Annotated in this window: 10 protein-coding genes; 4 read left to right on the top strand and 6 right to left on the bottom strand. The window is 59.0% G+C overall.

The window, feature by feature from the left end; all coding sequences use genetic code 11:
* The first annotated feature begins 301 nt into the window (after positions 1-301).
* From rpsT to ACTO5E_RS03205, 3 genes are all read left to right on the top strand, one after another.
* On the top strand, positions 302-562 hold the full coding sequence (gene rpsT / locus ACTO5E_RS03215; protein WP_482301530.1) for a 30S ribosomal protein S20: 261 nt from the start codon (positions 302-304) through the stop codon (positions 560-562).
* Between the two features lie 173 nt (positions 563-735).
* Positions 736-885 (top strand): hypothetical protein, encoded by a 150-nt coding sequence (locus tag ACTO5E_RS03210; protein WP_322168825.1) that lies wholly within the window; start codon positions 736-738, stop codon positions 883-885.
* A gap of 98 nt (positions 886-983) precedes the next feature.
* Positions 984-1,601 (top strand): class I SAM-dependent methyltransferase, encoded by a 618-nt coding sequence (locus ACTO5E_RS03205; protein ID WP_482301529.1) that lies wholly within the window; start codon positions 984-986, stop codon positions 1,599-1,601.
* 228 nt (positions 1,602-1,829) lie between these two features.
* Here the strand turns inward: ACTO5E_RS03205 and spoVAE are convergent, their stop codons facing one another.
* From spoVAE to purB, 6 genes are all read right to left on the bottom strand, one after another.
* Positions 1,830-2,186, bottom strand: coding sequence for a stage V sporulation protein AE (gene spoVAE / locus ACTO5E_RS03200; RefSeq protein ID WP_482301527.1), 357 nt, complete (start codon positions 2,184-2,186; stop codon positions 1,830-1,832).
* A gap of 55 nt (positions 2,187-2,241) precedes the next feature.
* Positions 2,242-3,021: an HAD-IIA family hydrolase gene (locus ACTO5E_RS03195; RefSeq protein ID WP_482301525.1), complete on the bottom strand. Its 780-nt coding sequence runs from the start codon at positions 3,019-3,021 to the stop codon at positions 2,242-2,244.
* Between the two features lie 10 nt (positions 3,022-3,031).
* The gene (gene glmS, locus ACTO5E_RS03190) at positions 3,032-4,861 is read right to left on the bottom strand and encodes a glutamine--fructose-6-phosphate transaminase (isomerizing) (protein ID WP_482301523.1); all 1,830 of its coding nucleotides are present in this window, start codon (positions 4,859-4,861) and stop codon (positions 3,032-3,034) included.
* Positions 4,862-4,911: 50 nt separating this feature from the next.
* Positions 4,912-6,198, bottom strand: coding sequence for an adenylosuccinate synthase (locus ACTO5E_RS03185; RefSeq protein ID WP_482301522.1), 1,287 nt, complete (start codon positions 6,196-6,198; stop codon positions 4,912-4,914).
* 371 nt (positions 6,199-6,569) lie between these two features.
* Positions 6,570-7,082, bottom strand: a complete 513-nt coding sequence (locus tag ACTO5E_RS03180; protein WP_482301520.1) for a GNAT family N-acetyltransferase — start codon at positions 7,080-7,082, stop codon at positions 6,570-6,572.
* Positions 7,079-8,515: an adenylosuccinate lyase gene (purB, locus tag ACTO5E_RS03175; RefSeq protein ID WP_482301518.1), complete on the bottom strand. Its 1,437-nt coding sequence runs from the start codon at positions 8,513-8,515 to the stop codon at positions 7,079-7,081. The genes ACTO5E_RS03180 and purB overlap by 4 nt, the downstream gene beginning before the upstream one ends.
* A gap of 402 nt (positions 8,516-8,917) precedes the next feature.
* On the opposite strand from purB, the gene gdhA reads away from it, so the two are divergent.
* Positions 8,918-10,249, top strand: coding sequence for an NADP-specific glutamate dehydrogenase (gdhA, locus tag ACTO5E_RS03170; RefSeq protein ID WP_482301516.1), 1,332 nt, complete (start codon positions 8,918-8,920; stop codon positions 10,247-10,249).
* Positions 10,250-10,479 lie beyond the last annotated feature (230 nt).

Here is a 10,479-nt window from a genome sequence, read left to right as displayed (position 1 = left end):
CCGCCGGGGGGCGATATCCGCCGGAAGCCGGCGGGATAGAGATAACAGACGGATCAGTTTAGCACTCTCATCTCTCAAGTGCTAAACCTATTGTAGTCTCATGGTCAGTAAAAGTCAAGAGCCTTTTTGGTTTTTTTTGACTTTTAACAATTCCGTCACATTTTCCGCCTCTCTCCGCCTGCTTTCCGTCACAGGGACACAGCGGGAGCAAATTCGGCCCGGCGCGCAAAAAGTGCTTGCAATTTCTGCGGTTTTGTGCTATCATACCTCTAGTACGATATTGGGTAAGGAGGTGTTACGCTTGCCGAACATCAAGTCCGCCAAAAAGCGGGTAAAGGTCATCGCCACCAAGACCATGCAGAACCGCGCCGTCAACTCTCAGCTGAAGACCCAGATCAAAAAGGCCAACGCAGCCATTGAGAACAACGCCGGCGACAAAGCCGTTGTGGTCCGGGCCGCTATGAAGAAGATCGATCAGGCCGCAGCCAAGGGCATCATCCACAAGAACAATGCTGCCCACAAAAAGGCCGCTCTGGATAAGAAGCTGAACGCCAGCGCCTGAGCGTTGGGCTTTCAGTGACATGAGATTGGGAGGAATACTGCCTCCGCGCGAAGGCTTGGGCCCGGTTGGGCTCTGGCCTTTTATCTTTTGTGTCTCAATTCCAAATAATGGCTTGACTTTTGGCCTGATATTGGTTATTATAAATATAGTTTAACTTTTGGAGGTGTCCACCTATGAAAAAGGGAACCAAGCTCACTCTGTTGATCGGACTGATCACCGCCATTGCAGCTGTGGCCGCTTCAGTAACGGCTCTGCTGCTGTATCTGGACCACAAACGGGACGAGGAGGAGCTGGAGCACTATTTGGACTGCTCCATTCAATAAAGCTTCGGGCCCACAGGTTCTCTCCATATGGCCCTGCTTTCGGGCAGGTCCGGCTTTGAGAACACCCTCCTCCCGTCCCCACGACAGGAGGAAATAGAATGCTGGATCAAACCGGTTTTGACCTTTGGGCAGACGGCTATGACCAAGCCGTTGGCCTTGCTGACGAAAACAACGCGTACCCCTTTGCCGGGTACAAGCAGGTGCTGGGGCACATTTACCGGCAGATTATGTCTCAGGGCCCTTGTGCTGTGCTGGACCTGGGCTTTGGCACTGCTGCGCTCACCGCCCGGCTGTATGAGCAGGGCTGTGAAATATGGGGCATGGACTTCTCCCCCAAAATGCGGAAGACAGCCCAGGCGAAAATGCCTCATGCCCATCTTTTTGCAGGGGACTTTACCACCGGCCTGCCCGCCTCTTTAAAGGAGCGCCGGTATTCTTTTATTGTGTCCACCTATGCCCTGCACCACCTTCGCGACCAGGAGAAGCCTCTCTTGATCCGGGAGCTTTTACCCTTGTTGGCCCCTGGCGGACAACTGCTCATTGGCGACGTGGCCTTTGCCACCCGCCGGGAGCTGGAAGACTGCCGTGCTCAGGCTGGGGCGGACTGGGACGGGGACGAGTTCTACTTTGTGTATGAGGAGCTGCGCCCGCTTTTTCCGGGCATGACCTTTGAGCCTTTCTCTCACTGTGCCGGTGTGCTGACGCTTGAGGCGTGAGCCGGGCCCGTCTGCTTTTCCCAACCGAGGTAAAGGGGCCGTGCGCTTTTGCGCGACGTTTCAGCCTCCCTTTCTCGTTCTTTGGACAGTGGGAGGCTCTACACGGCAATACCGGGTCAACGAAACCGTCTGCCCTTTCACGAGTGTTGGCAGCCAGCCTTTACTCTATGCTGTAAGCTTTTATATTATACCGAAAACGCCCCGCGGTGTCTGCCGCGAGGCGTTTTGTTATGCCTTGTCTCTGGGCTTTGCCAGCAGCGCTGCCAGGTAGCCGAAGAATACCGCTGCCGTGGTGCCCGCCGCGCCGGCAGTCAGCCCACCGGTGAACACCCCCAGAAAGCCCTGCTCTACCACAGCCTTGCGCACCCCCTCAGAGAGGGCCCAGCCAAAGCCGCACAGGGGAACAGTGGCCCCAGCTCCCGCGTAGTCCACCAGGGGGCCGTAAAGGCCCAGTCCCCCCAGCAGTACGCCCATTGTCACAAAGGTCACCATAATGCGGGCAGGGGTCAGCTTGGTCAGGTCGATGAGCAGCTGGCCGATGAGGCAGATGGTCCCGCCCACCCAAAAGGCATTGAAATACTCCATGAAAAATACCTCCTTTGCCGGTAGTTTGCCCGCCGGAAAAGAAGGTATTCTCATTTTACAGCATTTCTGCCAGCCGGCCGATATTCTCCACGGTCAGGTCCGGCTTGGTTTCGCTGGACGCCAGCATCTCCGGGGTGGTCTCGCCGCTCATCACCAGAATGGACAGAACCTCTGTCCCCGCCGCCACGGCAATATCCGTGTACAGACGGTCACCTACCACCGCCATTTCTTGGGGCTGACACCCGGTGTGCTTCAGCATATAGCGCAGAGTGTGAGGAGAGGGCTTGCCAAAAAACTCGCACTGCACCCCAGTGGAGGCCTTCACCAGCGCCGCGATGGACCCGCAGTCAGGAATAAAGCCTCCCTCCACCGGGCAGTTCCAGTCCGGGTTGACCCCGTATACCGGGGCCCCGGCCCGGATGAAATCGCAGGCCAGCCGCAGCTTTTCATAGGTGAGGCTGGTGTCAAAGCCCAGCACCACATAGTCCGGCGCGGTGTCGGAGAGAGGCAGGCCCGCCGCCTGAAAATCCTCCACAAGGGGGGGGGTGCCCACCACATAGGCGGACTGGCCTGGGCGGTTTTCCCTGAGCCAATCCAGAATGACCCCGTTGGAGATGAGCATCTTCTCCGGCGGCACCTCGATCCCCATTTTTTGAAGCTTTTGCAGGTAGGCCTCCCGGTTTTTCGAGCTGTTATTGGTGAAAAAGCAGAAATCACGACCCGTCTCCTTCACACGGCGGAGGAAGTCCCGGGTATAGGGAAACAGCCGGTCCCCCAGATAGATGGTGCCGTCCATGTCCAGCACAAACATTTTCACGTCCGATAGCTTTCCCATGCGCTCCCCCTTACTCCACTGTCACAGACTTGGCCAGGTTCCGGGGCTTGTCGATGTCGCAGCCCTTCATGCCCGCCGCATAATAGGCGAACAGCTGCAGGGGCAGAATGCTCATGCTGGGCAGCATGAAGTCCAGGGTCGCCGGCACGCAGAACTGGCAGTCGCTCTCCTGGGCCAGCCTCTCCCGCAGGTCCTCTGTGGTAATGCCCAGCACCACCGCGCCCCGGGCCTTTACCTCCCGGATGTTGGACATCATTTTGTCGAACAGCCGGCGGCAGGTGCAGATAGCCACCACCAGAGTCCCCTCCTCAATGAGGGAGATGGGGCCGTGCTTCAGCTCTCCGGCCGTGTAGGCCTCTGAGTGAATATAGGAGATCTCCTTGAGCTTCAGCGAGGCCTCCAGCGAGGCGGCGTAGTCCACGTTGCGGCCGATAAAATAGATATCCTTTGCGTTGAAATACTGTGAGGCGAAATACTGGATGGTCTCCTTGTGGGAAAGGCACTGCTCCGCCTGGTCCGGCAGGGCTTCCAACGCCTTGAGAGAGGCTTTCAGCTCCTGGGGCGGCAGGGCTTCCAGCTCCTGGGCCATATAGAGGGCGATGAGGTAGACCACCGCCAGCTGAGTGCTGTAGGCCTTGGTGGAGGCCACGGCAATCTCCGGCCCGGCCCAGGTGTACAGCACGTCGTCCGCCTCGTTGGCAATGGTGCTGCCCACCACGTTGACAATCGCCAAGGTACGGGCTCCCTGGCGTTTGGCCTCCCGCAGGGCTGCCAGAGTGTCCGCCGTCTCGCCGGACTGGCTGATGATGATGACCAGGCTCCGCTCATCCATCACCGGGTCCCGGTAGCGGAACTCCGAGGCCACGTCCGTCTCAATGGGCAGGCGCAGGAGCTTTTCAAAGGCGTACTTGGCCACAGCCCCCACATGGTAAGAGGTGCCGCAGGCCACAATATACACCCGGCTCAGTCCCTCAATCTGCTCCCGGGTCAGGCTGATGCCGTCCAGGCTTACCCGCCCCTCCCGGATACGGGGGGAGATGGTTTTGCGCAGGGCCTCAGGCTGCTCGAAAATCTCCTTGAGCATAAAGTGCTCATAGCCGGACTTTTCCGCCGCGGCCACATCCCATTCCACCTGCTCCGGGGTCTTCTCAACAGGTTCCAGGTCCCGGTCGTAAAAGCGGACGCCGTCCTGCTCCAACACAGCGATCTCCTGGTCGTTGAGCCGGCAGATGGTGCGGGTATGGCTCAGAACAGCGGTCACGTCCGAGGCGATGAAGTTTTCGCCCTGGCCCAGGCCCACAATCAGGGGGCTGTCCTTGCGCACGGCAAAAACCTTCTCCGGGCAGTGGGCGCAAATGACCCCCAGGGCATAGCTGCCCTCTACCCGCTGAATCGCCTGGCGGATGGCGTCCAGCACATCCCCCTGGTAGTAGTATTCCAGCAGCTGGGCCACCACCTCTGTGTCTGTGTCTGAGGCAAAGGCCACGCCCCGGCGTTTCAGGTGGTTTTTCAGCTCCAGATAGTTCTCTATAATACCGTTATGCACCACCGCGAACAGACCCCCGTCACTGACCTGGGGGTGGGAGTTCACGTCGGAGGGCGCGCCGTGGGTGGCCCAGCGGGTGTGGCCAATGCCCACTCTGCCGGGCAGGTCCTCTCCCTCATGAAGGATGCCCTCCAACACGGAGAGCCGCCCCTTTGACTTGACCACCTGCACCCCGCTGCCGGTATACACCGCCACGCCCGCCGAGTCATAGCCCCGGTATTCCAGACGCTTCAGGCCTTCCAGCAGTACAGGCGCGGCCTGTTCCTCCCCAATATATCCTACGATCCCGCACATATGACCGCCTCCCTTTCCGTTCCTGATTTCACAGCCCCGGCCTCCCCGGGTCAGACCTTGCGGTACATGATATCCTCCCGGGAGGGCCCGTTGGAGACCATAGTCACAGGCACGCCCAGGTGCTTTTCCGCAAACTCCACATACCGCCGGGCGTTCTCCGGCAGGTCCTCATATTTCCGGATGCCCCGGATGTCGCACTTCCACCCGGGCAGCACCTCGAGCACCGGCTTGCACCTTTTCAGCTGGGCAGTGGGCGGGAAGGAGTCGATCCGCTTGCCGTCCAGCTCATAGGCCACGCACACGGGAATTTCATCCAGATAGCCCAGAGCGTCCATCACGGTAAAGGCCACGTCTGTGGCCCCCTGGACCATGCAGCCGTATCTTGCCGCCACCAGGTCCAGCCAGCCCACCTGCCGGGGACGGCCGGTGGTGGCTCCGTACTCGCCCTTGTCGCCCCCGTGCTGGCGCAGGGCCTCCGCCTCCTCGCCAAAAATCTCCGACACGAATTCTCCCGCGCCCACCGCGCTGGAATAGGCCTTTACCACTGCCACAATCTGCCCGATGGCATAAGGGGGAATGCCTCCCGCCCCCACCGCGCCGTACCCTGCCAGAGGAGAGGAGGAGGTGGTCATGGGATAAATGCCCATGTCCGGGTCCCGCAGAGAGCCCAACTGGCCCTCCAACAGAATGGTCTTGCCCTCCTTCACCGCATTGTACAGCAAAGTGGTGGTGTCGGTAATATAGGGGTCCAGCATTTCTCTGTAATCCATCAGCTGGCGGTAGATTTCCTCCCGGTCCAGGGGCTTCTGGTGGTACAGCTGGGTATACAGCACGTTCTTCAGCCCCAGCACATGGTCGATGCGCTCCATAATGGCGTCCTTATCGTCATACAGGTCGCTGAGCTGAAAGCCGATTTTCGCGTATTTGTCTGAATAAAAGGGGGCAATGCCCGACTTGGTGGAGCCAAAGGCCTTGTCGGCCAGGCGGGCCTCTTCCAGGCCGTCCAGCTCCTTGTGGTAGGGCATGAGTACCTGACAGCGGTCTGAAATCAGAATTTTGGGGGTGGGCACGCCGCCCTCCTCAATGTACTTCAGCTCGCTGATGAAATTTTCCGGCGACAGGGCCACACCGTTGCCGATGATGTTGGTGATATGCTGGCGGAACACCCCGGAGGGCAGCTGATGCAGGGCAAAGCGGCCATACTCGTTGATAATGGTGTGGCCGGCGTTGCATCCCCCCTGAAAGCGGATGACAATATCAGAGTTCTCGGCCATGGTGTCGGTGATCTTTCCCTTACCCTCGTCGCCCCAACAGGCGCCCACGATTGCTTTAACCATTTTTCTCCTTGCCTTTCTGAAAATGAAATATATTTTATCTGGATGATTTTTTAATAAGAACCTAACGGCTCGAGGCAGCACCCAGTTCCCAGAAGCCGACTAAAGACGGAAACGGGGTCAAGGGGCCTCCGGCCCCTTGCGGGTCCAGGGCAGAGCCCTGGCAGGGTGTGGGACGGAGTCCCACGGCCTTGCCGGAGGCGGCGACCTGTGCCGCCGTAGGCTTTTTACTACCAACGCCCTTTATCGCCATTTTCCTGCGGGAAATGGCGATATTTGCGCTCGCTTGTCTGACGACGGTTTTGGCGCTGGCACGCAAGGTCGCGGAGCTTCACCCCACACCCCACCAGGGAAACTTTTCTCTTGGCTCGCCGTTAGGTTTCTCGAGTTATAGCTAGGTACAGCAGTCCATTCTCCTCTTTCTCCACCTGAAAGCCCGCCGCTTTATGGATTTTCAGCGCCGCCTCCCGGCTGGACTCAAAGCAGTTGGTGACCTTTTTGGCCCCCAGCTTACCAAAGGCGCAGTCCAGCAGCAGGCGGATTCCCTCTTTCGAGTATCCCTTCCCTCTTTGGGCGCTGTGCAGCACAATGCCCATCTCATACACCCCGGGGCCCTCTGTCTGGTGAAGGTCCACCTCCCCCAGAAACTCCCCGGTCTCCCGCTGCCGCAGGTAGGCATAGAACCGCTGGGGCTCTGAGCCCACCCACCGGGCGTACCAGTCCGCCCAGGCCTCCTCTGGGAAGTCTATGCAGCCGGTGTCGTTATGATACCCCGCAAAGCCCAGGTCATAACCCTTGTTGTAGCTCATGGTGGCAGGGTCTTCCAGCAGCTTCTGGCGAAACCACAAATCCTCTGGCATGGGGACATACCATTCTATCCGGCTCATACCGTGACCTCCGCCTTTTCTGTCTCCATGTCCTTATATTTTTCCAGCACCGGGCCCACCACGTCTTGCAGGAACTCTCTGGTCTGCTCCGGGGCCCGTCCCACATATTTTTCCGGCTGAAGAATGCCTTCCAGCTCCTCCATGCCCACCCCGAAGATGGGGTCGGCGGCAATGCGCTGCAGCAGGTCGTTTTCACCGCCCTGCTCCTTCACCACCTTGCCGGCCTCCATGGAGTGCACCCGAATGGCCTCGTGGAGCTGCTGGCGGTCGCCGCCCCGCTTCACCGCGTCCATCATAATATTTTCAGTAGCCATAAAGGGCAGCTCCTTGCGCAGCCGCTGCTCAATCACCTTGGGGTACACCACCAGCCCGTCGGCCACATTGGCATACAGGGTCAGAATACCGTCTACTGCCAAAAAGCCTTCGGCCACGCTCAGCCGCTTGTTGGCCGAGTCGTCCAGAGTCCGCTCAAACCACTGGGCGGCAGCGGTGAGGGCCGGGTTCAGGGCGTCGCTCATCACATACCGGGCCAGAGAGGCCATGCGCTCGGTGCGCATGGGGTTGCGCTTGTAGGCCATGGCGCTGGAGCCAATCTGCCCCTTCTCAAAGGGCTCCTCCACCTCCTTGAGATGCTGCAGAAGGCGGATGTCGTTACTGAACTTGGCCGCGCTCTGGGCAATGCCCGAGAGGATGTTCAGCATCTGGCTGTCCAGCTTGCGGGAGTAGGTCTGTCCCGACACAGGGAAGACCTGCTGATAGCCCAGCTTCTGGGCAATGCGCCGGTCCAGCTCCTTCACCTTCTCATGGTCCCCCTCAAACAGCTCCAAAAAGCTGGCCTGGGTGCCGGTGGTGCCCTTGCAGCCCAGGAGCTTTGCCTTTGAGAGCTGATACTCCACGTCCTCCAGGTCCATCAGAAGCTCCTGCATCCACAAAGAGGCCCGCTTGCCCACTGTGGTGGGCTGGGCCGGCTGAAAGTGGGTGAAAGCCAAAGTCGGCAGCCCCGCATATTCCTCCGCGAACCTGGCCAGCACCCGCAGCACGTTCACCAGCTTGCCCCGAATGAGCCGCAGGGCCTCGGTCATAATGATGATGTCCGTGTTGTCGCCCACATAGCAGGAGGTGGCACCCAAGTGGATGATGCCCGCCGCTTTGGGACACTGCTGTCCATAGGCGTACACATGGCTCATCACGTCGTGGCGGACCTCCTTCTCCCGGGCCTCGGCCGCTTCATAATTGATATCCTCCCCGTGGGCTTTCAGCTCGTCCACCTGCTCCTGGGTGACAGGCAGGCCCAGCTCGTGCTCCGCCTCGGCCAGGGCAATCCACAGCCGCCGCCAGGTGCGGAATTTCATATCCGGCGAAAAAAGGTATTTCATCTCTCTGCCCGCGTATCGGGCGGACAGGGGGGACTCGTAGACGTCTCTGCTGTTCATTGGCAGGTCGCTCCTTCCGGCTCATGATATTTTTGAGCTTGCCGTGTCTGAGCAAAGCAGGGGACGCGGGGCAGAATAAGCATGGCTTCCCCATGAAAGCGGCAGAAAAGCTACAGCTGTCAGCCGCTGGCAACGCTTTCTGGCTTCCGTTCCCTCTTTTCCAACAGACCGGCATACGGGTTTTCACACCCGCGCACACAAGCTTATTTTACTCGATAGCCCCGCTGATGTCAAGGAAATTTATACCAGCAGCCATCCCTTTCTGCAATTTCCTTCTGTCAGTTTTGTAAATTTTTTTGATTTTTTATTTTCACCCCTTGCAATATCGCGGGTTTTATGGTAATATAGTCCCTGTGATTTGCAGGAAGAAAACAACAAACTTGCATTTTGGAGGGAAAAGCTATGTCTTATGTATCCGCCCAGCTGGAGCTTCTCAAGCAGAAGAACACCCATGAGCCGGAGTTTCTGCAGGCCGCCCAGGAGGTCCTCGCCTCTCTTGAGCCTGTCATCAACGCAAACCCCAAATATGAGCAGGCCGGCATTTTGGAGCGCATCACGGAGCCGGAGCGGCAGCTGATCTTCCGGGTGCCCTGGGTCGACGACCAGGGCAGGGTCCAGGTGAACCGGGGCTTCCGGGTCCAGTTCAACTCCGCCATCGGCCCCTACAAGGGCGGCCTGCGGCTGCACCCCTCAGTGAACCTCTCGGTAATCAAGTTCCTGGGCTTTGAGCAGATCTTCAAAAACAGCCTTACCGGCCTGCCCATCGGCGGCGGCAAGGGCGGCAGCGATTTTGACCCCAAAGGCAAGTCTGACCGGGAGGTCATGGCTTTCTGCCAGAGCTTTATGACGGAGCTCTTCCGCCATATCGGCGCCGACACCGACGTGCCCGCCGGAGACATCGGCACCGGGGCCCGGGAGATCGGCTACCTGTTCGGCCAGTACAAGCGGCTGAAGAACAGCTTTGAGGGAGTGCTCACCGGCAAGGGCCTCACCTATGGGGGCTCGCTGGCCCGCACCGAGGCCACGGGCTACGGCCTGCTGTACTTTACCAACGCCATGCTGAAGAAGAACGGCCATGAGCTGGCCGGCAAAACCGTGGTCATCTCCGGTGCGGGCAATGTGGCCATTTACGCCGCTCAGAAAGCCTATGAGCTGGGCGCAAAGCCGGTTACCATGTCCGACTCCACCGGCTGGGTTTATGACCCGGATGGCATTGACCTTGCGGCTGTCAAGGAGATCAAGGAGGTCAACCGCCAGCGTCTGACCGAATATAAGAAGTATCGCCCGGGCGCCGAATATCACGAGGGCAAGGGCGTCTGGTCTGTCAAGTGCGACGTGGCCCTGCCCTGCGCCACCCAGAATGAGCTGAACGCCGACGACGCCAAGCAGCTGATTGCCAATGGAGTTATCGCTGTGGCCGAGGGCGCAAACATGCCCACCACCCTGGAGGCCACCCAGCTGCTGCAGCAGGCCGGGGTGCTGTTCGGGCCCGGCAAGGCGGCAAACGCCGGCGGCGTGGCTACTTCCGCCTTGGAGATGAGCCAGAACAGCCAGCGTCTCTCCTGGACCTTTGAAGAGGTGGATGCGAAGCTGAAGGGCATTATGGAGAACATTTTTGCCAATGCCGATGCAGCCGCCGAGCAGTATGGCCACGCCACAAACTATGTGATGGGCGCAAACATCGCCGGCTTTGTCAAGGTCGCTGACGCCATGATTGCCCAGGGCGTGGTATAATGTGTTCTGACGAACACAGGGAGAAGCCCTAAAGTGCGAAGCGTTTCTCTTTTGCTGCGCATGACTTGGCGATGCCAAGTCACAGCACCGGACTTCTCCGAACAGATTTACGGTATAATAGACTCTGACCAGCGTCAACCTGCGCCAAGCAGATTGACGGCATTACAATAACAATAACAATAACGCCTCCTGTTATAAATGGAGAGGCCTGTCCCCTGGGGCGGGCCTCT

Source organism: Acutalibacter sp. (assembly GCF_056800975.1).
This window is presented reverse-complemented; position numbering and strand designations above follow the sequence as displayed.

Coding starts and splice junctions, on each gene's coding strand:
- ACTO5E_RS03210 (WP_322168825.1), top strand. CDS start 736: ATGAAAAAGGGAACCAAGCTCACTCTGTTGATCGGACTGATCACCGCC.
- ACTO5E_RS03180 (WP_482301520.1), bottom strand. CDS start 7,082: ATGAGCCGGATAGAATGGTATGTCCCCATGCCAGAGGATTTGTGGTTT.
- ACTO5E_RS03195 (WP_482301525.1), bottom strand. CDS start 3,021: ATGGGAAAGCTATCGGACGTGAAAATGTTTGTGCTGGACATGGACGGC.
- spoVAE (WP_482301527.1), bottom strand. CDS start 2,186: ATGGAGTATTTCAATGCCTTTTGGGTGGGCGGGACCATCTGCCTCATC.
- ACTO5E_RS03185 (WP_482301522.1), bottom strand. CDS start 6,198: ATGGTTAAAGCAATCGTGGGCGCCTGTTGGGGCGACGAGGGTAAGGGA.
- gdhA (WP_482301516.1), top strand. CDS start 8,918: ATGTCTTATGTATCCGCCCAGCTGGAGCTTCTCAAGCAGAAGAACACC.
- ACTO5E_RS03205 (WP_482301529.1), top strand. CDS start 984: ATGCTGGATCAAACCGGTTTTGACCTTTGGGCAGACGGCTATGACCAA.
- purB (WP_482301518.1), bottom strand. CDS start 8,515: ATGAACAGCAGAGACGTCTACGAGTCCCCCCTGTCCGCCCGATACGCG.
- glmS (WP_482301523.1), bottom strand. CDS start 4,861: ATGTGCGGGATCGTAGGATATATTGGGGAGGAACAGGCCGCGCCTGTA.